23 protein-coding genes and 1 tRNA gene are annotated in these 22,876 nt (G+C 71.2%); 14 read left to right on the top strand and 10 right to left on the bottom strand.

Features of this window, described 5'->3' with window-relative positions; translation table 11 throughout:
• The first annotated feature begins 43 nt into the window (after nt 1-43).
• Entirely contained in the window at nt 44-724 is a 681-nt protein-coding gene (locus ACIA47_RS10145) for a PASTA domain-containing protein (protein WP_203122584.1), read from the top strand.
• 160 nt (nt 725-884) lie between these two features.
• Nucleotides 885-1,700: a PASTA domain-containing protein gene (locus tag ACIA47_RS10140; protein WP_396706978.1), complete on the top strand. Its 816-nt coding sequence runs from the start codon at nt 885-887 to the stop codon at nt 1,698-1,700.
• A gap of 7 nt (nt 1,701-1,707) precedes the next feature.
• Here ACIA47_RS10140 and ACIA47_RS10135 read toward each other — a convergent pair whose 3' ends face one another.
• Both ACIA47_RS10135 and ACIA47_RS10130 read right to left on the bottom strand, forming a co-directional pair.
• Complete coding sequence (locus tag ACIA47_RS10135) at nt 1,708-2,169, bottom strand: hypothetical protein (RefSeq protein ID WP_203122582.1); 462 nt, start codon at nt 2,167-2,169, stop codon at nt 1,708-1,710.
• Between the two features lie 98 nt (nt 2,170-2,267).
• On the bottom strand, nt 2,268-2,552 hold the full coding sequence (locus ACIA47_RS10130) for a hypothetical protein (protein ID WP_091396374.1): 285 nt from the start codon (nt 2,550-2,552) through the stop codon (nt 2,268-2,270).
• 625 nt (nt 2,553-3,177) lie between these two features.
• On the opposite strand from ACIA47_RS10130, the gene ACIA47_RS10125 reads away from it, so the two are divergent.
• The 3 genes from ACIA47_RS10125 (at nt 3,178) to ACIA47_RS10115 (ending at nt 4,861) form a co-directional block, all read left to right on the top strand.
• Nucleotides 3,178-4,059, top strand: a complete 882-nt coding sequence (locus ACIA47_RS10125; protein ID WP_091396372.1) for a helix-turn-helix transcriptional regulator — start codon at nt 3,178-3,180, stop codon at nt 4,057-4,059.
• Nucleotides 4,029-4,250 carry a DUF397 domain-containing protein gene (locus ACIA47_RS10120; protein ID WP_091396369.1) on the top strand — a complete coding sequence of 74 codons (222 nt, stop codon included), beginning with the start codon at nt 4,029-4,031 and terminating at the stop codon, nt 4,248-4,250. The genes ACIA47_RS10125 and ACIA47_RS10120 overlap by 31 nt, the downstream gene beginning before the upstream one ends.
• Nucleotides 4,251-4,462: 212 nt before the next feature.
• Nucleotides 4,463-4,861, top strand: a complete 399-nt coding sequence (locus ACIA47_RS10115) for a hypothetical protein (protein ID WP_396706975.1) — start codon at nt 4,463-4,465, stop codon at nt 4,859-4,861.
• Here the strand turns inward: ACIA47_RS10115 and ACIA47_RS10110 are convergent.
• Entirely contained in the window at nt 4,829-5,428 is a 600-nt protein-coding gene (locus ACIA47_RS10110; RefSeq protein WP_396706973.1) for a hypothetical protein, read from the bottom strand. The two genes, ACIA47_RS10115 and ACIA47_RS10110, sit on opposite strands and share 33 nt — an antisense overlap.
• Nucleotides 5,429-5,645: 217 nt before the next feature.
• Between ACIA47_RS10110 and ACIA47_RS10105 the strand changes: the two genes are divergently transcribed.
• The gene (locus tag ACIA47_RS10105) at nt 5,646-7,202 is read left to right on the top strand and encodes a S8 family serine peptidase (protein WP_203126377.1); all 1,557 of its coding nucleotides are present in this window, start codon (nt 5,646-5,648) and stop codon (nt 7,200-7,202) included.
• 68 nt (nt 7,203-7,270) lie between these two features.
• On the opposite strand, the gene ACIA47_RS10100 is transcribed toward ACIA47_RS10105, so the two are convergent.
• The 3 genes from ACIA47_RS10100 to ACIA47_RS10090 form a co-directional block, all read right to left on the bottom strand.
• Entirely contained in the window at nt 7,271-8,077 is an 807-nt protein-coding gene (locus ACIA47_RS10100) for a WecB/TagA/CpsF family glycosyltransferase (protein ID WP_203126375.1), read from the bottom strand.
• Nucleotides 8,074-9,189 carry an NAD-dependent epimerase/dehydratase family protein gene (locus tag ACIA47_RS10095; RefSeq protein WP_203126373.1) on the bottom strand — a complete coding sequence of 372 codons (1,116 nt, stop codon included), beginning with the start codon at nt 9,187-9,189 and terminating at the stop codon, nt 8,074-8,076. The genes ACIA47_RS10100 and ACIA47_RS10095 overlap by 4 nt, the downstream gene beginning before the upstream one ends.
• 64 nt (nt 9,190-9,253) lie before the next feature.
• Nucleotides 9,254-9,339: transfer RNA gene (locus ACIA47_RS10090), tRNA-Leu, on the bottom strand.
• A gap of 206 nt (nt 9,340-9,545) precedes the next feature.
• Between ACIA47_RS10090 and ACIA47_RS10085 the strand changes: the two genes are divergently transcribed.
• From ACIA47_RS10085 to ACIA47_RS10050, 8 genes are read left to right on the top strand one after another with little or no spacing between them, the layout of a single operon-like run.
• Nucleotides 9,546-10,334, top strand: coding sequence for a DUF3662 and FHA domain-containing protein (locus ACIA47_RS10085; protein WP_007454122.1), 789 nt, complete (start codon nt 9,546-9,548; stop codon nt 10,332-10,334).
• A gap of 6 nt (nt 10,335-10,340) precedes the next feature.
• Nucleotides 10,341-10,826 (top strand): FHA domain-containing protein, encoded by a 486-nt coding sequence (locus tag ACIA47_RS10080; RefSeq protein WP_196928900.1) that lies wholly within the window; start codon nt 10,341-10,343, stop codon nt 10,824-10,826.
• The gene (locus ACIA47_RS10075) at nt 10,823-12,292 is read left to right on the top strand and encodes a protein phosphatase 2C domain-containing protein (RefSeq protein ID WP_396706969.1); all 1,470 of its coding nucleotides are present in this window, start codon (nt 10,823-10,825) and stop codon (nt 12,290-12,292) included. Before ACIA47_RS10080 ends, ACIA47_RS10075 begins: the two co-directional genes overlap by 4 nt.
• Nucleotides 12,293-12,322: 30 nt before the next feature.
• On the top strand, nt 12,323-13,816 hold the full coding sequence (locus ACIA47_RS10070) for an FtsW/RodA/SpoVE family cell cycle protein (protein WP_203126371.1): 1,494 nt from the start codon (nt 12,323-12,325) through the stop codon (nt 13,814-13,816).
• Complete coding sequence (locus ACIA47_RS10065; protein WP_396706967.1) at nt 13,813-15,318, top strand: peptidoglycan D,D-transpeptidase FtsI family protein; 1,506 nt, start codon at nt 13,813-13,815, stop codon at nt 15,316-15,318. The genes ACIA47_RS10070 and ACIA47_RS10065 overlap by 4 nt, the downstream gene beginning before the upstream one ends.
• Nucleotide 15,319: 1 nt before the next feature.
• The gene (locus ACIA47_RS10060) at nt 15,320-16,729 is read left to right on the top strand and encodes a protein kinase (RefSeq protein ID WP_396706965.1); all 1,410 of its coding nucleotides are present in this window, start codon (nt 15,320-15,322) and stop codon (nt 16,727-16,729) included.
• The gene (gene pknB, locus ACIA47_RS10055) at nt 16,726-18,543 is read left to right on the top strand and encodes a Stk1 family PASTA domain-containing Ser/Thr kinase (RefSeq protein ID WP_396706963.1); all 1,818 of its coding nucleotides are present in this window, start codon (nt 16,726-16,728) and stop codon (nt 18,541-18,543) included. Before ACIA47_RS10060 ends, pknB begins: the two co-directional genes overlap by 4 nt.
• A gap of 19 nt (nt 18,544-18,562) precedes the next feature.
• On the top strand, nt 18,563-19,258 hold the full coding sequence (locus ACIA47_RS10050; protein ID WP_396706961.1) for a vancomycin high temperature exclusion protein: 696 nt from the start codon (nt 18,563-18,565) through the stop codon (nt 19,256-19,258).
• Nucleotides 19,259-19,314: 56 nt separating this feature from the next.
• Here ACIA47_RS10050 and ACIA47_RS10045 read toward each other — a convergent pair whose 3' ends face one another.
• Genes ACIA47_RS10045 through ACIA47_RS10030 form a run of 4 tightly spaced genes read right to left on the bottom strand, consistent with a single transcriptional unit; the run spans nt 19,315 to nt 22,745 of the window.
• Nucleotides 19,315-19,965, bottom strand: coding sequence for an aminodeoxychorismate/anthranilate synthase component II (locus ACIA47_RS10045; RefSeq protein WP_396706959.1), 651 nt, complete (start codon nt 19,963-19,965; stop codon nt 19,315-19,317).
• A gap of 2 nt (nt 19,966-19,967) precedes the next feature.
• A complete protein-coding gene (locus tag ACIA47_RS10040; RefSeq protein ID WP_238687886.1) occupies nt 19,968-20,249 on the bottom strand; it encodes a hypothetical protein in 282 nt (93 codons plus the stop codon).
• 4 nt (nt 20,250-20,253) lie between these two features.
• Complete coding sequence (locus tag ACIA47_RS10035; protein ID WP_396706957.1) at nt 20,254-21,948, bottom strand: class E sortase; 1,695 nt, start codon at nt 21,946-21,948, stop codon at nt 20,254-20,256.
• On the bottom strand, nt 21,945-22,745 hold the full coding sequence (locus tag ACIA47_RS10030; protein ID WP_203120637.1) for a DUF881 domain-containing protein: 801 nt from the start codon (nt 22,743-22,745) through the stop codon (nt 21,945-21,947). The genes ACIA47_RS10035 and ACIA47_RS10030 overlap by 4 nt, the downstream gene beginning before the upstream one ends.
• Between the last annotated feature and the right edge of the window lie 131 nt (nt 22,746-22,876).

Genomic DNA, 22,876 nt, shown 5'->3' with positions numbered 1-22,876 from the left:
GGCGGCGGGCGGTACGGTCGCCGGTGATGAGGCGGTGGGCGTTATGACGGATACGAACACGGGCCAGCAGGGTGCCGCGGGTGGCGGTCCGGGCCGGGCCAGCGTCGTGCTCGGTGGTGGGTTGGCGGCGGTGCTGCTCGCCGCCGTGGGCGCGACCGGTGGCTGGTTGCTGGCCGGCGAGGGCGACGCACCCTCTGGTGATCCACTGGCCGTCGCGACCACGGCTGGCGCGTCGACCAGTAGGGCCACCGCACCCCGACCGAGCAGCGGCCGGCCGACACCGTCGGCGGTCCAGACCTCCGCCACCTCGACCAAGGGGGCCGGCCTGACCGTGCCGCCGGTGATCGGCACCGACTTCGAGCAGGCCCGGGAGACGCTGCGCAAGCAGCGGCTCGGTTGGCGGCTGGTCTTCGGTGGCGGCGTCGGCCGTACGGTCGAGAGCACCACACCGGACGTGGGCACCGCGGTCGCCCGGGGGACGACCGTGCAGCTGCAGGTCGCCGGGCCGGCGCCGGCCGCCGAGGTGCCGGACGTGGTCGGCAGGAGTTGCGCCGATGCCGCCGACGAGTTGGTCGACGAGGGCCTCTACCCGCGCTACGTCAGCGGACGCACTGGGAAGGTCAACCGGCAGGAGCCCGCCGAGGACGGCCCGGCCCGGTGGAACGACCAGGTCAGCATCTGGTGCGGCTCCGACAGCCAGCCGACCGCGAAACCCACGCCCTGATTCCAGGCCGGCGGGTCCGAGCCTGCTGGCGCCTACCGCCGTCCTGTCCCGCCGACAGTCGGCGCGGCTCGGCACGCTGATCCCCACCGATGGCGGTGTGGGCGACTAGGTTGGCGGTCGAGGGCCAAGACGCCCGTCCGGGTTCGGGAAAGGACGTGCGATGAGCGACGACCGCCAGGAGCCGCCCGCCGGCGAGCACGACGACGACCGGACCCGGCCCCTGCCCTCCGCCGCTGATCGGCCGGCCCCGACCGGGCCCACCGCCGACGGACCCGACGAGACGGCACCGATCGACCGGACTGTCCCGGCTCGTCCCGACCTGTCGCCCGACCAGACCATGCCGATCGACCGATCCGCCGGCACCCGGCCGGGCCCGCCGGCCGACCGGACGGCGCCGATACCGCCGGCCTGGTCCGGTCGGGCCGAGGTGCGCTCGCCCCGACCGGATGACGCCGCCGGTGAGTGGTACGTCGAGGAGCAGGGTGGTCGGCGGTGGTGGTTGCCGATCCTCTGGGGCGTACTGGCACTGCTGCTCGCCGCCCTGCTCGGGGGCGCGCTCTGGGTGGTGCTCGCCCAGCAGGAGGACGACCGTAACGAACGGGACCCCACCCCGTCCCCTCCGCCGACAAGTGCCCCCAGCACCCCGCCGACCAGCGCAGCCCCCACGTCGGCGGCGCCCACCAGCGAGTCGCCGAGCAGTTCGCCGACCACGGACGTGCCGGACGAACTGCCGGTGCCACCGCTCGCCGGCCTGCCGCAGGCCACCGCCGAGGGGCTGTTGGCTCGGCTCGGCCTTGCCTACCGGGTGGTGTACCGCCCGTCGGAGCTGCCACCCGGGACGGTGGTGGGCACCGAGCCGGAGGCGGGCACGTCGGTGTCGACCGACGACGAGGTGTTGTTGATCATCTCGCAGGCCGAGCCGCCGACCGGGGCGAGCCCGACCACGCCGAGCCCCACGGTGACAAGCACGCCGTGACCGCTGGTCACCACATCCGGCGGCGGGTGCCGACGAGGCCGATGCCGGCCAGCGAGATGGCGAGGCCGAAGATGCCGGACCAGAAGAGGGAGCGGCGGATGTCAGTGGCGCTGTGCCCGGCCGGAGCGGCTTCGGTGAGTTCCTGACGGCCGTCGGACTGGCCGCCGGCACCAGAGCCGGACACCGGCCCGGTCGGGTCGGCACCACCAGCGTGGTCGGCCGGGGAGCCGATGTCGATCCAGCCGGGTCCCTCGTAGACCGACTGACCGTCGCCCGTGGGCGGGTCCGAGTCGAGCACGGTGATCTCCGGCGCGGGCACCGGTGCGGTCAGCCGGGTGGACGACATCGCCGGGTCGCGGACGAGGACCAGGAGTGTCGCCATCGCCCCGAGGAGGGCGAGGAGTCCGAAGGCATAGGCGATACGGGAGCGGTGGTGCCGCCGCAGGGCGGGCTGATTGACCATGACCATCCCAGGGTCAGGGTCCTGGACGAGCGGGTGGAACGGTGCCGGGGTGGGCGTACCGATTCTATGGCGACGGCACGCCCACCGGCGGCGGTTCGGGCCGGTCAGCCCACCCGGAGCGGGGTACGCGCGACCGGGCGGCGGGCCCGCACGGTGTGCGGGCGGGGTTCGGGGGCGGCCTGCAGTTGCTGCAGCCCTTCCCGCTGGACGAAGATCGACCGTCGGGTGACCGCGTCGCCCGCGGCGTTCAACTCGTAGCCGTCGAGCCAGAGCCAGCCGTCATAGGTCGGCCAGTCGAGCACCCGGATCACCCGGAACTTGATCGGCCTGAGGAACTGGACACTCGCCGCGCGTGTCACGTGCAGTACGTCACCGGTGCGGGGAAGCACATGGGCTCCTGGGGAGGATCGGCCGGCGGTCGCGCCGGCGGTGCCTGAACGGGGGACGTCTCGGCCGGTGACGGGGTCGTGCCTCGTGGACCGGTGGTGCGGATGGCGGTGGTCGGGCCGTACCCCGCTGGTGACGTGCCGCCACCCGACCACCACCCGGTTGCTTCCGGGAACCGCGCCCGCCGCCGCAGCTTGCCGGCTTGCAGCGGCGGGGTCCTTACCCCGGAGCAGGTCGCGTTGTCGTCGGCCGGGCCCGCGCCGTGCCCGGCTTTCCCGCAGCGGTGGGGTCACCACTCCGAGGGACCGAACGGAGACGCTGAGTGATCCGTGCCATACGGACAGACTGCATCAGGAACGTGCTTCATGCAAGTTGCACGTCGACTTTTGCCGATACGTGAGCGTGTCGCGCGAAAGGCCTCTTGAAGCCATCCGCGTCCGGGCGGCAGACTGGGGGCCGGTTTCGCCCGTCGCGGCCGGCCGAGGACCGGCACCACCCCTTCGTCGCGAACGCTCGCCGGTCGACGGTCGCGCCCCCGGCGGGTGTCACCCAGTGGCGCGTTACCGGAGGTAGCCCGAGTGGGGTCGAGCAGCCAGCGGCGGGGACCAGTGACTCACGGGTTGCGCGATGAGTGAGCGGCGCAGCCCCACCATCAGACGGCGGCGGCTCGGGGCCGAGCTGCGCCGCCAGCGGGAGTCCGCCGGAATCACCATCGAGGTGGTCGCCGAACAGTTGGAGTGCTCGGCGTCGAAGGTCTCCCGGATCGAGACCGGGCACACCACGGCCACCCCACGCGACGTGCGGGACATGCTGCGGATCTACGGCGTGGTCGGCGCCGAGAGCGACGAGCTCGTGCAGATCGCCCGGGAGGCCCGCCAGAAGGGCTGGTGGCACCCCTACAGCACGGTGCTCGTCGGCGCGTACGTCGGGCTGGAGGCGGCGGCCAGTTCGATCCGGGCGTACGAACAGCAGGTCGTTCCGGGTCTTCTGGAGACCGAGGAGTACGCCGGGGCCATGATCCGTGCGGCTCGGCCGGACTTCACCGCCGATCAGGTGCATCAAAGAGTGCGTGTCCGTTTGGGCCGTCAGTCGTTATTGACCCAGGACGATCCGGTCGATCTGTGGGTGGTGCTCGATGAGGCGGTGGTAAGTCGGCCGGTGGGCGGGGACGAGGTGATGCGCGGTCAACTCAAGCGGTTGGTTGAGGTGGCCGAGTTGCCGAACGTGACGCTGCAGATCCTGCCCTTCGAGGTGGGTGCGCATGCCGGCATGGACGGCACGTTCACGATCCTCAGCTTCCCTGAGCCCGGTGATCCGGATGTTGTGTACGCGGAGAACGCCACGGGTGGGCTCTTCCTCGAGAAGAGCGACGAACTACAGAAGTACAGCTTCATCTTCGATCACATCCGCGCTGCGGCCATACGTCCGGAGGAGTCCGTCGCACACATCGCAAAACTGGCAGAGGAGCCGTTGTGGAAATGGCGACCAAAGGGTTCCCCGTGGACCTGACGCAGGCAGCATGGTTCAAGAGCTCGAAGAGCGGGCCGAACTGTGACAACTGCGTGGAGGTGGCGTACGTGACGGGGGCGGTCGGAGTGCGGGACTCGAAGGACAAGGCGGGCCCCGCCCTGGTCTTCGCACCGGGTGACTGGCACTCCTTCGTTGCCGGCACCCGGGGTGGTGTGTTCGGCGCGGTCTGACCGACTGGTCAATTGAGTCCCCGTCCGGTTCGCCGGACGGGGACTCTGTCGTGTCCGGGGTAGGCGCGGCTGACGGTCGCGCCGCGGCGGGGGCGGCGAGGTTCCGTCGGGATTCCCGTCGCCAGAGCGTCCCCGTCTCGTTGAACCGGTCGGTACGGCGCTGGTCGACGACCCGCCGCACCGACCCGCAACCGAGCGAGTAGGCGAGACGGATGACGACGATCGGTTCAGACAACCTCACCACCGGTCCGGCCAAGCCGGAGCGGTTCGGTGGCAAGTATCGCGGCGCTCGTCGGGACACGGTTCTGACCGAGGTGGTCTCGACCGACCAGGAGTTGAGCGGGCGTGAGGGTTGTTCCGAGACGACGGATCCTCCGCTCTCGCTGCCCTCACTGGACCCGAACCCGCTGATCGAGCCGTCGTTCCCGCCGACGGGCTGGCCGATGGAGCCGCCCCAGTCCCTGGCGGACCACCCGTTGCTGCGGGGTCTGCTGATGGAGTTGCCGCCGAAGGGCACCGTGCCCTCGCAGGACTGGCTGGACCGCTGGTTCGAGGCGACCAGGTCGATCCTGGAGCTGCTATACGTGCAGAGCGCCAGCCGCCCGCGTTGACCCTGCGACGGCGGGCTGGGCCCGCTCCGCGAAGCGGTTGTGGCGCAGCGCGTGCCGGACCCCGATGGCGATCACCGCGAGCGCGCCCACGGTGATCGCCGGCCCGGTGACGCCGGGTCCGGCTCCGAGGTCGGCGCCGGCGGCGGCGATCAACGCCGGCACCGTGGCCAGGGCGGTGACCTGTAGTGGCAGCCCGACGAGCGGGTGGGCCGCGGCGGCGCGCAGCCCGTGTGGCGCGGGAGTGGCGGGGGCACTGGCGAACGCGCCCGCACCGGCCCACAGCCGGCGGATCCGTCGTACCGAGCAGACCGTCGCCACGAGCGCCGGGCCGGCGGCCACTGTGAGCCCGGCGGCGGCCCGGTCGACCGGCGCGGTGCCGGCGCTGAACAGCCCGCCGCCGAGCACGGCCGCGGTGAGCGCCACGCCGGTGAGGGCCAGCACCAGCAACCATCCGGTACGCCGGCGCAGCATGCGGGTGTTGCGCAGCCGGGGAAGGCCGTCGGCAACGACGCCGGCGGCCAGCCAGACGGCGGCGACCGGGAGCAGGATGGTGAGCTGACTCTCCATGTTCGAGAGTCTTTCCCGAATCCCGGCGAGGCGAATCCGGGCGTGTCCCCCGTTCGCCCCGGACGCCGGGCCCGTAGGGGGCCATCACTCGAAGGTTATGGCCGTTTCGACATGTTCAACTGCCCGGCGCCTGACTTACCCTCAGCTAGATCGGCGAGTGTCGATTGAGGTTGGGACCGGTGGTCACGTTCCACTGCCGGTCAGAGGGAGGTAGGAAATGGGTCTTCCACGAAGGTCCGTACTGATCGGGGTGGCCGCGGCGACCGTCCTGGCCGTCGGTACCCCAGCCCTGGCCGCCGAACCCGTGGGTGTGGTTCGGGCTGCCGGCGGAGCCACCGCCGTGCCGGACAGCTACATCGTCGTACTCAAGGACAGCGCCGTGGCCCGGGACCGGGTCGGCGACACCGCGAAGCGGCTCTCCGGTCGCCACGGCGGCACTGTGGCCCGCACCTACGGTGCGGCGCTGCGCGGCTTCGAGGTCACTGTGAATGCGAGCGCGGCGGCGCGGATCGCGGCCGACCCGGCGGTGGCGTACGTCGAGCAGAACCACACCGTCTCGATCTCCGGCACGCAGGCCAACCCGCCCTCCTGGGGCCTCGACCGGATCGACCAGCGCAACCGGCCGTTGGACAGCTCCTACACCTACCCGAACACGGCGAGCAACGTGCACGCCTACATCATCGACACCGGCATCCGGTTCTCCCACAACGACTTCGGCGGCCGGGCCACCTCCGGCTACGACGCGGTGGACGGCGGGTCGGCCGACGACTGCAACGGGCACGGCACGCACGTGGCCGGCACTGTCGGCGGGTCCGCGTACGGGGTGGCAAAGGGCGTCCAACTCGTCGGCGTACGAGTGCTGAACTGCTCCGGCAGTGGCACCAACGCGGGTGTGATCGGAGGCGTCGACTGGGTCACCGCGAACGCGATCAAGCCGGCGGTGGCGAACATGAGCCTCGGCGGCGGCGCGAACAGCTCGCTGGACAACGCCGTCCGCAACTCGATCGCCTCGGGTGTCACGTACGGCCTGGCGGCCGGCAACGACAACGGCGCGAACGCCTGCAACACCTCGCCGGCGCGTACCACGGAAGCCATCACGGTGGGCTCGACGACCAACACGGACGCCCGGTCGTCGTTCTCCAACGTCGGCACCTGCCTGGACATCTTCGCGCCCGGCTCGTCGATCACCTCGGCCTGGTACAACAGCAACACCGCCACCAACACCATCAGCGGCACCTCGATGGCCACCCCGCACGTGGTCGGAGCGGCGGCCCTGGTGGCCAGCGCCAACCCGAGCTGGACCCCGGCTCAGGTCCGCAACCAACTGGTGGCCAACGCCACCCCCAACGTGGTGAGCAACCCGGGCTCGGGCTCACCGAACCTGTTGCTCTACGTGGGCACCGGCACCACCCCGCCGCCGCCCACCGGCTGCACCGGCACCAACGGCACCGACGTGTCGATCCCGGACGCCGGCTCGGCGGTGACCAGCTCGATCACCATCTCCGGCTGCGGTCGCAACGCCTCCTCGGCCTCCACCGTGGCGGTGAACATCGTGCACACCTACCGCGGTGACCTGGTCATCGACCTGCTCGCCCCGGACGGCAGCTCGTACCGGCTGAAGAACAGCAGCACCTCGGACAGCGCCGACAACGTGAACGCCACGTACACGGCCAACGTGTCCGGTGAGGCCGCCGACGGCATCTGGCGGCTCCAGGTGCGGGACACCTACTCAGCCGACACCGGCTACATCAACACCTGGACCCTGACCGTCTGACCGGTCTTCCACGACCGCGAGGCCCCACCCGGCACGCCGGGTGGGGCCTCGCGTCGTACGGATCGGTGTCAGACCGAGAAGGTGGCCGGCCGCTCGGTGGCCGGGGCCGGCGGGCGGGCCTTCCACAGGCCGATCTTCTGCGCGGCGAGCCGGCTCAGGTAGGCCGGGTTGAGGATGACGTAGCGGCGCCAGAGCCGCTTCGGCTCCAGACCGAGGCGCCAGAACCACTCCAGACCGGCGCGCTGCATCCACGGCGGGGGCTGGCGCAGCAGTCCGGCGTGGTAGTCGAAGGCCGCGCCGACCGCCATCAGCGGCATGTCGAGCAGCGGCCGCATGGCGTACGCGAAGACCTCCTGGCGCGGGCAGCCGAGCCCGACCAGCACCAAGCGGGCACCACTGGCCCGGATCCGGTCGGCGATCTCGGCGTCCTCACCGGGCTGGACGGCACGGAACTTGGACGGCTCCACCCCGGCGATCTTCAGCGCCGGGAACATCTGCTCCAGGGCCGGGATCAACCGGGCGAGGGTCTCCTCGGTCGAACCGTACAGGTAGACCGGTAGCCCCTCGTCAGCGAAGCGCGACAGCACGTGCAGGGTCAGGGTCGGTCCGTACACCCGGTCGCTGAGCCCGGCGTGGTGCAGCAGGTTGAGCGCCCACCGCACCGGCTGCCCGTCCGGCGTGACCACGTCGAAGGAGTTGAGCCGCGCGTTGTGCGCCGGGTCGAGCACCCCGGTCATCACACCGTGCACGGCCAACGCGGTCAGCGCGAGGGGACGCCGCTCGTGTGCCGCGGTCACCACCGCGTCGGTCGCCGTGGCGTAGTCGGTGGCGTCGACCAGGACGCCGAGCACGTTGCGCTTCGTCCGGGCGCTCATGGCTGGGCCACCCACTTGTCCACGTTGGCCTCGTAGATTTCCCGCAGGATCATCGGCACGTCGTAAGTGATCTTCCAGTCCGGATACTGCGCCTCGAACCGGGCCATGCTGCTCACGTACCACTGGTGGTCGCCGGTGCGGTTCTGCTCGACGTAGTTGATCTGCGCCTCGCGGCCGGTGATCTCCTCGGCGATCCGGAACGCCTCGATGTGCGAGGTGTTGGAGTGCCGGCCGCCACCGAGGTTGTAGACCTCCGCGGATCGCGGGGCCCGGAAGAACGCTTCGAACGCGGTCAGCACGTCGTGCGAGTGGATCGCGTCCCGGACCATCTTGCCCTTGTAGCCGAAGAGGTTGTACGTCCGGCCCTCCATGACGCAGCGCATCAGATAGGCCAGGAACCCGTGCAGCTCGGCTGCGGAGTGCGCCGGGCCGGTCAGCGTGCCGCCCCGGAAGCAGGCGGTCTTCATGTCGAAGTAGCGCCCGTACTCCTGGACCATCACGTCCGCGGCGACCTTGGATGCGCCGAAGACCGAGTGCAGCGAGTGGTCGATCGACATCTCTTCGGTGATGCCCTGGTACCAGCGGTGGTCCTCGGGCAGCTCGTACCGGGTCTCCAGCTCGATGAGCGGCAGGCTGTTGGGCCGGTCGCCGTACACCTTGTTGGTCGAGCAGTGGATGAACGGCGCGTCGATCGCGTGCCGGCGGGTGTTCTCCAGGATGTTGAGCGTGCCGCCGGCGTTCACGTCGAAGTCCGTGTACGGCTCCTTGGCCGCCCAGTCATGGCTCGGCTGGGCAGCGCTGTGGATCACCACGGCAATGTCCGAGCCGTACTTCTTGAACACCTGCTCCAGGCCGTCCCGGTCCCGGATGTCCACCGCGAAGTGGGTGTACGCGTTACCGAGATCACGGCCGAGCCGTTCCAGGCTCCACGAGGTGGAGCCGTCCTCGCCGAAGAAGTACCGGCGCATGTCGTTGTCGACGCCGACGACATCCAGACCGAGGCCGGCGAAATGCCGGACCGCCTCGGAGCCGATCAGACCGCCCGACCCTGTCACCAACGCGACACTCACACGCCACTCCTGGTCCATCGGAGGCAGAATCCATCGGAGCATAGCGTGACGTCCAGCACGCCCCGATATGACGGAAGGGCCCCGCATGAAGCGGAGCCCTCGTCGGTGGTGGGGATGGGGGGAGTTGAACCCCCACGCCCTTTCGGGCACACGGACCTGAACCGTGCGCGTCTGCCATTCCGCCACATCCCCGTGGCACAACCCGGAACACTCTAGCCGCCCGGCCCCGCTGTCTCCAACGGGCCTCGGGAATACTACGCTGTCCCTGGCGCTCGCCACGAACGATTACCGTTCGTGGCGGACGAAAGATTAGCACGACAGTCCCGGCCCTTCCGAACGGGTCGAGAGCAGCCGGCCGAGCGGCGTGTGAGCTGCGCGCGCGCCGGCCGGATACCATCATGTCCTCGGGACCCGAGGAGGAGCCGGTGAGCGTGCTGCAACGCTTCGAGAAGCGTCTGGAAGGCCTGGTCGAAGGGGCCTTTGCCAAGGTCTTCAAAGGGGTGGTCCACCCCGTGGAGATCCTCAACGCCATGCAGCGGGAGGCCGAGGCGCACAAGGCGATCCTGGCCGGTGGGCGCACGTTGGTGCCCAACCGCTACGTGATCGATCTCTCGCCGTTCGACCACAGTCGGCTGGCGCCGTACGCCGCCGCGCTGGCCCAGGAGTTGGCCCAGTCGCAGGCGGAGTTCATCGGCGAGCAGGCGTGGACGGTCTACGGCGACGTGATCGTCGAGATCGAGCGAGGCGAGGGTCTGGACACGGGCATGTTCCGTGTCACGGCCGAGGTCTACACCGGCGGCGAGGTCGCCCCGGTGTCGGCGCCCGGCTACGACGCCGGCCCGCCCGCCTACCCCGCGTACGACCAGGGCGGTGGCTACGGCCCGCCGCCCGGGCACGGTGGCGGTCGCAACGTGCGGCTGGTCTCCGGCGACGGGCGCACCTACCCCCTCCAGATGGGGTCGACGGTGATCGGTCGCGGCGACCAGGCCAACCTGCGTCTGCCCGACGTCGGCATCTCCCGGCGACACGCCCGGCTGGATTTCGACGGGGGCCAGGTCGTGCTGACCGACCTGGGTTCGACCAACGGCACCATGGTGAACGGGCAGCGGGTCTCCGCCGTCGCGCTCAACCCCGGTGACATGGTCCAGCTCGGGACGACGACGCTGACCTTCCGCGTGGACGGCTGACCCGCCTTGCCGGAACTGGTCATCACCGTTGCCCGGTTCGGGTTCCTGATCCTGCTGTGGATCTTCGTGTTCACGGTGGTCGGTGTGATCCGCCGGGACCTCTTCGCGGGCGCCCGGTCCGGTCGTCTGGTGGCCGCGCCACGCGCGGTGGGCGCCTCGACGGGGCAGGCGGCCAAGCCAGCGAAGGTGAAACGGGGCAGAGCGGCGCATCAACTGGTGGTGACGGCCGGTCAGCTGGCCGGCACCAAAATCACTCTCGGTGAAGCGCAGATCACCATCGGTCGGGCTGAGGACTCCACCCTGGTCATCACCGACGACTACGCCTCCGCGCGACACGCCCGGCTCGTGCCGCGTGACGGGCAGTGGTACGTCGAAGACCTCGGCTCGACTAACGGCACGTACCTCGATCGCGCTAAGGTCTCCGGACCAACCCCCGTCCCCCTCGGCGTGCCGATCCGGATCGGCCGCACTTCCCTCGAATTACGGCCATGACTCTGACCCTGCGCTATGCGGCCCACAGCGACCGCGGTCTGATCCGAGACGGCAATCAAGACTCCGTCTACGCCGGGCCGCGGTTACTCGCCGTTGCCGACGGCATGGGCGGTATGGCCGCCGGTGACGTCGCCAGCAACATCGTCATCGGTGCCATGGCGCCGCTCGACGAGGACGTCCCGGGGGACGCTCTCGTCGATGCGTTGCGTTCGGCCGTGGGCACCGCCAACCAACAACTCCGCGACACGGTGGACGCCAACCCACAGCTGGAGGGGATGGGCACCACGCTGACGGCGACCCTCTTCACCGGCAGCAAGCTGGGGATGGTCCACATCGGCGACTCGCGGGCCTACCTGCTGCGCAATGGCGAGTTCGCGCAGATCACCAAGGACGACACCTACGTCCAGATGCTGGTCGACGAAGGCCGGATCAGCGCCGAGGAGGCGAGCAGTCACCCGCAGCGGTCGCTGCTCACCCGCGCCCTCGACGGTCGGGACATCGACCCGGAATACTCGGTCCGCCAGGTCATGCCCGGCGATCGGTACCTGATCTGCAGCGACGGCCTCTCGGGCGTGGTCAGCGCCGAAACCATCGGCGAGACCCTGCGGGAGTACACCGACCCGCAGCAGTGCGTCGAGCGGCTGGTGCAGCTCGCGCTGCGCGGCGGTGGGCCGGACAACATCACGGTGATCATCGCCGACGCCACGGACCAGGACATCGTCGAGGCGACCCCGATCGTGGGCGGCGCCGCCGCCCGGGACCGGGGCATGGCGACCTCCGCCGACGACTCGACTCCGGCCGCCCGGGCCTCGGCGCTCTCCGCGCCGCGTCCGGCCGCGCCCGAGGAGCCGGCGGCCTCCGACGATGACGCCGACCGGCCGAAGCGACGCCCGGTCCGGACCGCCGCCATGGCGCTGGCCCTGCTGGTGATCGTGGGCGGTGCGGCGTTCGGTGGTTGGACCTACACCCAGCGGCAGTACTACGTGGGAGCCACCGAAGAGGGCCAGGTCGCCGTCTTCCGCGGTGTCCAGGGTCAGATCGCCGGGATGGACCTGTCCAGCGTGCACCGCCGCAGCGGCACCCGCCTGGACGACCTCACTGTCGCCGCACAGGACACCGTCAAGGTCGGCATCCGGGCCAAGAGTGAGCCGGACGCCGAGCGTCAGCTCGCCGAGCTGACCAGCGACACGCCGAGCAACCCCAACCTGAAGCCGCTCTGCCCGCTCGACCCGACCGCCGCCGGGGTCCCGACGCCGACGCCGACCCCCGTCGGCTCGACGCCGACCCCGAACGGCAGCCCGAGCGCCAACGCGTCGCCGACCCCCAACGGGGTTGTCAGCGCAAGCCCGACCGCCGGTGCCACCACCGCTCTCGGTGGGGCCGGCGCGACCACCACACCCGACGTCACGCCCTCCGACTCGGCCACGCCGGCGCTCGACCCGGCCGGCTGCCGGTCTCCTGAGTGAGCGTCGGCTGAGATCCTGAGGACTCCACCCGTGACCGTAGCGGCCACACCGGCACCCTCGCCCGCCACTGCGGGCGAGCAATCCGGCGTACGCCTGGCGCGGTCGCGCCGCAACGCCGAGCTGTACCTGCTGCTGCTCGCGATGGTGCTGGTGGCCGCGTACGGGGCGACCGTCGAGGCGAACCTGCTGGACACGGTCACCCCGGACTTCTGGATGCCGGCCGCCGCGCTCGGCGCGGTCTTCCTCGGCCTGCACCTGGTCATCCGGTTCCTGGCCCCGTTCGCCGACCCGGCGCTGCTGCCCGCGGTGGCCCTGCTCAACGGGCTCGGGGTGGGCTTCCTGCGCCGGATCGACCTGGGCGACGCCCCGGTGGCCGAGCGGGAGAGCCTGGCGATCTTCGCGGGGCAGGGCGGGCGTCAGCTGGCCTGGACGCTCGGGGCGGTGATCCTCGCCGCCGGCCTGCTCGCGATCATGCGCGACCATCGGTCGATCTCGCGGTACGCGTACACCCTGGGGTTGGCCGGCATCGTGCTGGTGATGATCCCGGCGGTGCTGCCGTCGAGCATCTCCGAGATCAACGGCGCGAAGCTGTGGATCCGGGTCGGCAGCTTCTCCATCCAGCCGGGTGAGTTCGCCAAGCTGGCGCTGCTGGTCTTCTTCGCCTACTACCTGGTGCGCAAGCGTGAGGTGCTCTCGCTGGCCAGCCGGCGCTTCCTCGGCATCGACTTTCCGCGTGGCCGCGACCTCGGGCCGGTGGTCGGCGTCTGGCTGATCAGCGTCCTGGTGCTGGTCTTCGAGAAGGACCTGGGCACCTCGCTGCTCTACTTCGGCATGTTCGTGGTGACCCTCTACATCGCTACCGAACGGGTCAGCTGGCTGCTGATCGGCCTGGTCCTCTTCTTCGGCGGCGCGTACCTCGCCTACGTCCTCGGCTCGACGGTCGGCGGGCCGTTCGCCAACTTCTACGTCCGAGCGGAGATCTGGCTCGACCCGTTCGCCGACCCGACCGACAAGGGCTACCAACTCGTGCAGGGCCTGCTCGCCCTGGGCACGGGCGGCCTCTTCGGCGCCGGGCCGGGCGGCGGCCAGCCGGACATCCTGCCCGAGGTGCAGAACGACTTCATCTTCGCCGGCATCGGCGAGGAGCTCGGGCTTTTCGGCCTCTCCGCGCTGCTTGTCGTTTATCTGCTGATCGTGGAGCGAGGGCTGCGCGCCGCGCTCGCGGTACGGGACTCGTTCGGCAAGCTGCTCGCCGGCGGTCTCGCGTTCACCCTCGGCCTTCAGGTGTTCGTGATCGTCGGCGGGATCAGCAAGCTCATCCCGCTGACCGGTCAGACCACCCCGTTCCTGTCCGCCGGTGGCTCGTCGCTGATGGCCAACTGGTTGCTCATCGCGGTGCTGCTGCGGGTCTCCGACGGAGCCCGCCGGCCGGTGACCGGTGGAGGCGGCGGCAAGGCGGTCCGTCCCAGCGGCGGCCCGCCAGAGCAGCTGCACGGTGCTCCCACGGAGGTGATCAAGCCGTGAACGCACCCCTGCGCCGCGTCGGCGTCGTCGTCATGGTCCTGTTCGGTCTGCTCTTCGCGAACCTCAACTGGATTCAGTTCCAGAAGGCCGACGAGTACCGGACCAGCGACTACAACGGTCGGGTCCAGGTTGCCGACTACAAGCGCAAGCGCGGCAACATCGAGGCTGGCGGCACCGCGCTGGCCACCAGCAAGGAGACCACCGGCAAGCTGAAGTTCCAGCGCACCTACCCGAGCGGCGCCAAGTACGCGCACGTGCTCGGCTACAAGCCGGTCAACCTGGCCGACCAGGGCATCGAGCGGTCGGAGAACGACTTCCTGGCCGGCACCAGCGACCAGCTGATCGGTGACCGGTTGAAGGACATGTTCACCGGTGACGACACCGGCGGCGGCAACGTGCTGCTCACGCTCTCCAAGCGGGCCCAGGACGTGGCGTACGACCAGCTGCGCAACAACGAGGTGGGCGCGAAGCGGGGCGCGGCGATCGCCATCGACCCGCGTACCGGTGCCATCCAGGCGCTGGTCTCCATGCCGAGCTTCGACCCGAACCCGCTGGCCAGCCACGACACCAACGAGGCAGCGGCGGCGTACAACAAGCTGGAGAAGGACCCGGAAGGTCCGCTGAAGAACCGGGCGCTCTCCGAGACGCTGCCGCCGGGCTCCACCTTCAAGATCGTGGTGGCGGCGGCGGCGCTGGAGAACGGCGTCACCAAGACCACCCAGATCCCGGCCGGTCCCAGCTACACCGCGCCCACCTCGGGCACCCCGATCCGCAACGCCGATCCGTCGATCTGCCCGACTCGGCAGGTCACCCTGCTGGAGGCGGTCACCAAGTCGTGCAACACCGGCTTCGCCCAGCTCGGTGTGCGGCTCGGCGCCGAGACTGTCAAGGAGAAGGCCCGCCAGTTCGGTTTCGAGCAGGAGGACCTGACCGTCGGCCAGCTCGGCGAGGGCGGCCTGCCCACGGCGGCCAGTCAGACCGGGACCATGCAGAACCAGGACGGCAGCACCGACCCGGCCGCGCTGGCCCAGTCCTCGATCGGCCAGAACAACGTTCGGATGACGCCCCTCGAAGGCGCCATGATCGCTGGAGCGATCGCTCACAACGGCAGTCAGATGCGGCCGTACCTGGTGCGGCAGCTGCTCGCGCCGGACCGGACCACCAGCTACTACACCGCGAAGGCGCGGGAGCTGCGCCAGCCCGTCGAGCCGCAGGTCGCCGCCGACCTGCGCGAGATGATGGTCAGCGTGGTCCAGAACGGCACCGGGCGAAAGGCCGCGATCAACGGCTACACGGTCGGCGGCAAGACCGGCACCGCCCAGTCCGCCCCGGACCGGCCCGACCACGGCTGGTTCATCGGCTTCGCCCTGGACAAGAACGGCAACCCGGTCTCCGCGGTCTGCGTGGTGCTGGAGCAGGCCGGCCCCGGTGGTAGTGGCGAGGCCGCTCGGATCGCGGGTCAGATCATGCGGGCCGCCATCGCCGACCCAGGGGGTCGCTGACATGCTCAGCCCCGGCGTGCAGCTCGGCAACCGCTACCGTCTCGACGAGCGGATCGCCAGCGGCGGCATGGGCGATGTCTGGCGCGGCACCGACCAGGTGCTCGGCCGGACGGTCGCCGTGAAGAGCCTGCTCCCCGCCCTGCTCGACGACCCGGACTTCGGCGAGCGGTTCCGCCACGAGGCCCGCACGATGGCCACCATCAACCATCCCGGCGTGGTGGACGTCTACGACTTCGGCAACGACCAGCAGATCGCCTTCCTGGTCATGGAGTACGTCGAGGGCGACGCCCTGTCGTCCACCCTGAGTCGGGTCGGTCGGCTCACCCCGGCGCGGACGATGGCCCTCGTCGCGCAGGCCGCGGACGCGCTGCACGCCGCGCACGAGAAGGGCATCGTGCACCGCGACGTGAAGCCCGGCAACCTGCTGGTCCGGCCGAACGGCACGCTGGTGCTCACCGACTTCGGCATCGCCCGCTCCGACATGGTCGGCCAGCTCACCGCCGCCGGTTCGGTGCTCGGCACCGCCTCGTACATCTCGCCGGAGCAGGCCACCGGCGGCGTGGCCACCCCGGCGTCCGACGTGTACGCCCTCGGCGTGGTCGCCTACCAGTGCCTGGCCGGTCGGCGGCCGTTCGAGGGCGACAACCCCCTCGACATCGCGATGCGGCACGTCCGGGAGACGCCCCGGCCACTGCCGTCCGACATCCCTCCGCAGGTGCGCGCCCTTGTCGAACGGGCGTTGGCCAAGGACCCGGCCGCCCGCTGGCCGAGCGCCGCCGCGCTCGCCGGGGTCGCCCGTCAGCTCAAGGCCGCGCTCTCCCAGCAGGCCCGGGCCGGGGCCAACTCCGGGCCGGTGTCCGCGGCGCCCGCCTCACCCGCCGCGCCCGGCCGGGCCCAGGTGCCGCAGGCGCACCAGATGCGTCCGCCGACTGCCCGCCCGCCGGTGGCCGGAGCGAGGCCGACAGCGATCGCACCCGCCCAACAACCACGCCCCACCGCCGTCGCGCCGGCCGTCCAGCCCGCTCGGCCGCAGGGCGCACCGAACGGCTACCCGCGCGGTGCGGCAGCGGTGCCGTCCGGGCCGCCGCGGCAGGAACACCCGCCGGCGTACGCCCGGCAGGCCGGCCCGGCGACGCCGTCACCCCAGCCCCAGCGGTCCCGGCCTGGAATGGTGCTTCTCGCCATCCTGCTGGCCGTGCTGGTCCTGCTCTGCTCTGGCGTGATTTCCTACAACCTACGGAAGCAGTCGCAGGCCGGTGTATCCGCCGGGCTGACGCCGCGCACCGTGGCGTCCGGCGCGCTACGACTCGACGGGCGCGACGATCCGACCCGGACGTCGTACCGTCGAGAGGTACGACTCCAGCCGGGCGACGGCGGGGCGACGACGAGCGAAGGACGACAGACGCGATGACAGCGCAGGCCCGCCTGCTCGGTGGCAGGTACCAGGTCGGCGAGCTGCTCGGCTATGGCGGCATGGCCGAGGTGCACCGTGGTCGCGATCTCCGGCTCGGTCGGGACGTCGCGATCAAAATGCTCCGCACCGATCTCGCCCGGGACGCGACGTTCCAGATGCGGTTCCGTCGGGAGGCGCAGAACGCCGCCTCACTCAACCACCCGGCCATCGTGGCGGTCTACGACACTGGCGAGGAGACCGCGCCGACCGGTGAGACGCTGCCGTTCATCGTCATGGAGTTCGTCAACGGGCGGACCTTGAAGGAGGTCCTCGGCGCCGAGGGGCGACTCCAGCCGCGCCGCGCGCTGGAGATCTGCGCCGACATGTGCGCCGCACTGGAGTTCAGCCACCGGCACGGCATCATCCACCGGGACATCAAGCCCGGCAACGTGATGCTCACCCAGACCGGCCAGGTCAAGGTGATGGACTTCGGCATCGCCCGGGCGCTGGCCAGCGGCGCGACCACCATGACACAGACCAGCGCGGTCATCGGCACGGCCCAGTATCTTTCCCCGGAGCAGGCACGCGGCGAGGCCGTCGACGCCCGCTCCGACGTGTACGCGGGTGGCTGCGTGCTCTTCGAGCTGGTCTGCGGGCACCCGCCGTTCGTCGGGGACAGCCCGGTCAGCGTCGCGTACCAGCACGTACGGGAGACGCCGCCGACACCGAGCGACATCAACCCGGACGTCACCCCGGCCGTCGACGCGATCGTGCTCAAGGCGCTGTCGAAGAACCCACTCAACCGCTACCAGAGCGCCGGCGAGATGCGGGCCGACCTGCTCCGCGCCGCCGCCGGCCGGCCCGTGCTGGCCACCCCGGTGCTGCGCGAGGCGGAGACGGTGGCGATGGCCCCGGCCGGCGGTGGGGGCGGCTATCCACCTTCCGGCCGTGGGCCGCAGACCGGGCAGATCCCGGCCCGGGTGGGCGACCCCCGTCAGCGCAAGGCGTCCTCGTTCCTGATCGCGATGTTCAGCGCGGTCGGCGTGCTGGCGGTGATCGCCCTGGTCGCCGCCCTGCTCTGGGACCAGCAGAAGGGCAGCGATCTGAAGTCGGTGCCCACCCTCACCGGCAAGGCCCGGGACGTGGCGATCGCCGAGATCCAGAAGGCCGGTCTGTCCGCTCAGGTGGGCGACCCGGTGCTGGCCAGTGACTGCACCGAGGGCACGGTCGTCAAGCAGAGTCCGGTGCCGACCGCCCAGGTGAAGCAGAACGATACTGTCACCATTCAGCTCTGCGGCGGCAAGCCCGAGGTGCGCGTTCCGGCCGGGCTCAAGGGCAGCAAGCGGGAGAGCGCCATCGCCCGGCTCACCGAGGCGAAGCTCAAGTACGACATCAAGACGGTGGACGACGAGGCGAGCCAGGACGAGGTTCTCAAGGTCGACCCGCCCGAGGGTGAGAGCGTCCCCGAAGGCACGAAGATCACGCTCACGGTCTCGAACGGCAAGGTCCGCGAGGTGCCGGACGTCGTCGGGTTGAGCCAGGACGACGCCACCCGGTTCCTCAAGGACCGCGGCTTCGTGGTCGTCGTGCAGGACGGGCCCGAGGTGCCCGCTGCCGAGGCGGGGAAGGTCACCGACCAGAGCCCGAACGGCAAGGAGAAGAAGCCCACCGGCACCAGGGTGACCATCAAGGTGAGTCAGCCGGAGCCGGAAACCGACCCGACGCCGACGATCACGCCGACGGCCACACCGACGACCACGCCGACCACTCCCGGCGCAGGGGGCGGCATCGGTCTGCCGTTCCCGCCCCCGCCGGGCCGGCCCCAGGACTAGGCCACCCGCGGGCATCGGCATGACCGAGGCGGAAGCGTCCCCGGTTGGGGCGGTAAGGCGGTGGCCTCGACGCCTCCGCCGGCTGGCCGTCGCGGGCCTCGTCGTGCTGGTGCTCGCCAGTTTCCCGTGGCTGTGGACGACGCTCGCCGCACGCGGCCACGTGTACGCCGTCGCCGACGCGCCGGCCGCCGACGTGGTGATCGTGCTCGGCACCGAGGTGGCGGCCGATCGGCAGCGGCCGGGGGACCGTCTCGCCGGCCGCCTGGACACCGCCGCCGAGCTGGTGGCCAGCGGGCGGGCCACTGTCGTTCTCGTGTCGGGCGACGGCGGCGGGGCGTCCGGCGACGAGCCGGCGGTGATGACGACGTACCTCGCCGAGCGCGGCGTCGACAGGCGTCGGGTGGTGGCCGACCGGTTCGGCCTGGACACCTACGACAGCTGCGCGAGAGCGCGCGAGGTGTACGGCGTCGAGCGGGCCCTGATCGTCACCCAGTCGTACCACCTGTCCCGGGCGGTGACGCTGTGCCGGCAGCTCGGCCTCGACGTCGACGGGGTGACCGCCCGCTGCGACGGTTGCGGCGCTGCCCTGCTCGTCGAGAAGTCGGTTCGGGACTACTTCGCCAGTGGCAAGGCGGCGTGGGACGCGGTACGCGGCCGCCCGCCCGCAGTGCGCTCGCCAGCGGACCCCGCGATCGAGAACGCGCTGCGGGGCTGACCCGGCCGGTGCGGGGTCCCGATGATCCAATGACCGGGCCCTGACCGTCCGGCCCCTCAGGCGGTGGCGAAAGCCGCCCGACGACGCGCGTCCACCTCGGCGGCCAGCGCTGGTGCGCGCTCCAGCGCCTCGGGGTGACCGCAACTGGCCAGCCAGTTGGCCAGCATCAGGTGACCGCCCTCGGTGAGCACCGACTCCGGGTGGAACTGGACGCCCTCGATGGGCAGCGTCCGGTGCCGCATCGCCATCACCACGCCGGAGCCGGTCCAGCCGGTGACCTCCAGCTCGTCGGGGAGCGTCTCGGGCAGCACGGCGAGCGAGTGGTACCGGGTGGCGGTGAACGGGTCGGGCAGACCGGCGAGTACGCCGACCGAGTGGTGTCGTACCTCGGAGGTCTTTCCGTGCAGCAGCTCCGGGGCGCGCGTCACTGTCGCCCCGAACGCCTCACCGATGGCCTGGTGGCCGAGGCAGACGCCGAAGATCGGCAGCTTGCCCGCGTACTCCCGGATGACGTCCAGGCAGATGCCGGCCCGGTCCGGGCTGCCCGGCCCGGGCGACAGCAGGATGCCGTCGGCGCCAACCGTGCCCACCTCGGCGACCTTGATCTCGTCGTTGCGGCGGACCTCGCAGTCCACGCCGAGCTGGCCCAGATATTGCACGAGGTTGAAGACGAAGGAGTCGTAGTTGTCGATCACCAGGACGCGCATGGTCACCTGCTCGGGGAGGGAGGCGCTGGGTTGTTCTGGTCGGTGTCGTACGGCAGTTCGTGCTCGTCGCCGGCCGGCGTTTCCCCGGTCACCGGGTCGCCGCCGCCACCAGTCTCAGCGGGTACGCCGGACTCGACCTGCACGTCGTCGAAGGGCAGCAGGGGCTCGGCCCACGGGAAGGCGACGTACCACAGCAGGGCCACTGTGGCGGCCACCAGGAGCACCGAGCCGGTCAACTTCCCGACCACGCCGAACGGCAGCTTGCGCCAGATGAACGCGTACATTCCGTCAGCCTCCCAGCTCCGCCGGACGGCCCGCGGACTTGGGTTGGGTGCGGTCAAGTTCGGCGTGGATGATCAGGCGCTGGTAGTTGTCGAACTTCGGGTTGCACGTGGTGAGGGTGAGCATCCGTTTGGTCGCCTTCTTGTCCGGCTCGCCGGGCACCGGCGCCACCACCTCGACCTGGGTCGGCCGGACGATCCGGGACTGCGACACCCGGTAGACGTACCAGTCGGTCTTGCTCTCGACCACGATCGGGTCGCCCTCGTCCAGCTCGTCCAGCCGCCAGAAGGTGGCCCGGTTGCGGTGGCCGGCGACGGAGAAGTTGCCGACCTGACCGGGGAGCGCGCTGGTCGGGTAGTGGCCGGGGGCGAAGCGGATGTCCTGCTGGGTGACCCCCTCGACGACAACCCAGTTCTTGTCGAGCTTGGGGATGTAGAGGCCCGCGAGCGGCTTGCCGCGTACCGGTGGGGAGGGTTTGACGCTCGGGCCCACCGACGGGGCGACAGTGGGGTCGTCGGTCGGGCCCCACGCCTGGGCCAGCTCGTTGTTGAGGTCGTTCTGGTGGGCGTCGACGATGGCCGACTTGCCCCAGACCTCGTAGCCGGCGAAGAGCAGGACCACCAGGCCGAAGGTGATCAGGATTTCGCCGGTGACGCGGACGCCGGTGCGCAGTCGCGAGCCGAACGACGGGCGGGTCAGCTCGGAGTAGACGCTCTTGTAGCCCTCGCCGGTCTGGTGCGGCCGGAGTTGCACCACCCGCTCGCCGCGTCGGGGTTGGGGAGGGTCGGCGGGGTTGGCGCCGGCCGGCTCATCCGGGACGGCGGTGCGGGGGACGGCACCCATCAACGCGGTCGAGTCCATGGTCGGCGGCCTGGTGGCAGGAGTGGCGGGCACGGCCGGAATCAACGCGGTGGCGGCCGGGTCCGCGCCGCGATCCCCGCCAGCGCTCGGTGGGACCCGGCCCGGCCCGGTCGGCGGGACCCGGCTGGGCCCGGTGGACGGGAAGCCTTCCGGCCCGGCCGCTGCGACGCGGTCGGGGGCGGCCGGGGAAACCGGGGTGGCCGGGGAGCCGGTGGATCGGGCGGAGCGGTCGGTGACCTGCGGAATGTACGCGGTCGGCGAGTCGGCCAGCGGCGGCGTCGAGGGCCCGGAGGAGACAGGCCGGCTCGGCGTGCCGGAGGCTGCCGGTCGGGTCGGCATCGGCAACCCGCTCGGCGCGGCACCCGGCGGGCGGGTCGGTGTGGCACCCGGCGGGTTGCCGGTGCCCGGCGGTCGGGTCGGCGCGGCGTTGGGCGCGGTCGGCCGGGTGGACTCGGCGCTGGGCGCGGGGGGCCGGGTCGGGGCGTTAACGGAGGCAGCGGGCCGAACCGGGCCCTGGTTGCTGGCGGTCGGTCGACCGGGGGTGGTCGCGGGGGGAAGCCCGCCGCCGCCATGTGAGCCCGACCCGGCAGTTGTGCTGCCCGGCCAGGGCGGAGGCGCCTCGGCACCCGGGCGGCCCGGGGCCCCGGTCGGCTCGGGTCGAGTGGCGCTCGGCGGCGGCTGCTCGGCTCGCGGCGGGTGCAGCACCGGCTCGGGCCAGTTGCCGGCCGGGGTCGGTCGGCCCGGTGCCGACTCGGGCCGGTCGAACTTGGGCAGGAAGGCGGTCGGCTCGTCGGTCTGGTCCCGGTGTCGCCCGTCGCGTCGCTCGTCCGGCCCGCTCACTTGGGCACCGTAGCCGAGCGCAGGGCGGTGGAATCCTCGAATGCGGGAACTCGCACCGTGGAGGCCGTCTCCTTGTAGCCAAGCTGGTAGTCGTCGACCGCGTCCTTGAACAACCGGACTCCCTGAGAGCTGGCGAGGGCCTGCTGGAGGGCAGCGGGATCGCCGATTGCTACGATCTTGAACGGTGGGGAGTACACCCGGCCGTGAAGTAGCAGGGTGTTACCGACGCAGCGTACCGCGCTGGTGGTGAGCACGCGGACATTCATGATTGACATGGCCTCGGCTCCGCCGGCCCAGAGCGCGTTGACCACCGCCTGCACGTCCCCCTGATGCACCACCAGGTCGTCGTTGCTGGCGTCCGACTGCGTCTGGTCGAGCTGGGGCGCGTCGTTCAGCTCGACGGTGACCCCGGGCCCGCTGAGGGCGGTGAACCCGGCGTCCTGGAGGCTGCCCTGGGCACGATTCTGCTGAGCCTTGATCGGGGCGTCCGAGCCCGCCAGCGTGTTGGTCCGTTGCTCGACCTCGCCGCGCAGCTCGGCGGCGCGGCGTTCGCTGGCTGCCACCTGTTCGCGTCGGTCCTCGATGAGCTGGTTGAGCTGGGGTCGCCGGTCCTCCCGGAGAGCGGTACCGCCCGCGGTGGTCGCGGTGGTGGTGAAGAGCAACCCGGCCGCCGCGGCGATCAGGGGCACCCCGATCGACCAGCCCGGACGGCGCTGACGCGGTCGCCGGGGCAGCAGCCCGGCAGCGGCCCGTCGGAGGACCTTCTGCCAGGAGGTTGCGCCGGATGTGTACTCCACCGAGCGTTCCTTCCGCGTGTCGGGGATCGGTCCGCGCCGGCCGGGCCGGTGATGCGAACAGTCCCGCCTCTTTCGGTCACTCCATGCACCGGCCTGACCCCATTCGTGGTCCAGGCGGCCGATCGGGACTA

Origin of the sequence: Micromonospora sp. NPDC051227 (genome assembly GCF_044455385.1) — a bacterium.
In the GTDB taxonomy this organism is placed as follows: Bacteria; Actinomycetota; Actinomycetes; order Mycobacteriales; family Micromonosporaceae; genus Micromonospora.
The sequence above is the reverse complement of the archived record's forward strand: the minus strand, read 5'-3'. Positions and strand labels throughout refer to the sequence as shown.

What these genes read in the sequence shown, in the direction of transcription:
- ACIA47_RS10145 (WP_203122584.1), top strand. Translation starts at nt 44, where the DNA reads ATGACGGATACGAACACGGGCCAGCAGGGTGCCGCGGGTGGCGGTCCG.
- ACIA47_RS10140 (WP_396706978.1), top strand. Translation starts at nt 885, where the DNA reads ATGAGCGACGACCGCCAGGAGCCGCCCGCCGGCGAGCACGACGACGAC.
- ACIA47_RS10135 (WP_203122582.1), bottom strand. Translation starts at nt 2,169, where the DNA reads ATGGTCATGGTCAATCAGCCCGCCCTGCGGCGGCACCACCGCTCCCGT.
- ACIA47_RS10125 (WP_091396372.1), top strand. Translation starts at nt 3,178, where the DNA reads ATGAGTGAGCGGCGCAGCCCCACCATCAGACGGCGGCGGCTCGGGGCC.
- ACIA47_RS10120 (WP_091396369.1), top strand. Translation starts at nt 4,029, where the DNA reads ATGGCGACCAAAGGGTTCCCCGTGGACCTGACGCAGGCAGCATGGTTC.
- ACIA47_RS10115 (WP_396706975.1), top strand. Translation starts at nt 4,463, where the DNA reads ATGACGACGATCGGTTCAGACAACCTCACCACCGGTCCGGCCAAGCCG.
- ACIA47_RS10110 (WP_396706973.1), bottom strand. Translation starts at nt 5,428, where the DNA reads ATGGAGAGTCAGCTCACCATCCTGCTCCCGGTCGCCGCCGTCTGGCTG.
- ACIA47_RS10105 (WP_203126377.1), top strand. Translation starts at nt 5,646, where the DNA reads ATGGGTCTTCCACGAAGGTCCGTACTGATCGGGGTGGCCGCGGCGACC.
- ACIA47_RS10100 (WP_203126375.1), bottom strand. Translation starts at nt 8,077, where the DNA reads ATGAGCGCCCGGACGAAGCGCAACGTGCTCGGCGTCCTGGTCGACGCC.
- ACIA47_RS10095 (WP_203126373.1), bottom strand. Translation starts at nt 9,189, where the DNA reads ATGCTCCGATGGATTCTGCCTCCGATGGACCAGGAGTGGCGTGTGAGT.
- ACIA47_RS10085 (WP_007454122.1), top strand. Translation starts at nt 9,546, where the DNA reads ATGTCCTCGGGACCCGAGGAGGAGCCGGTGAGCGTGCTGCAACGCTTC.
- ACIA47_RS10075 (WP_396706969.1), top strand. Translation starts at nt 10,823, where the DNA reads ATGACTCTGACCCTGCGCTATGCGGCCCACAGCGACCGCGGTCTGATC.
- ACIA47_RS10060 (WP_396706965.1), top strand. Translation starts at nt 15,320, where the DNA reads ATGCTCAGCCCCGGCGTGCAGCTCGGCAACCGCTACCGTCTCGACGAG.
- pknB (WP_396706963.1), top strand. Translation starts at nt 16,726, where the DNA reads ATGACAGCGCAGGCCCGCCTGCTCGGTGGCAGGTACCAGGTCGGCGAG.
- ACIA47_RS10050 (WP_396706961.1), top strand. Translation starts at nt 18,563, where the DNA reads ATGACCGAGGCGGAAGCGTCCCCGGTTGGGGCGGTAAGGCGGTGGCCT.
- ACIA47_RS10045 (WP_396706959.1), bottom strand. Translation starts at nt 19,965, where the DNA reads ATGCGCGTCCTGGTGATCGACAACTACGACTCCTTCGTCTTCAACCTC.
- ACIA47_RS10040 (WP_238687886.1), bottom strand. Translation starts at nt 20,249, where the DNA reads ATGTACGCGTTCATCTGGCGCAAGCTGCCGTTCGGCGTGGTCGGGAAG.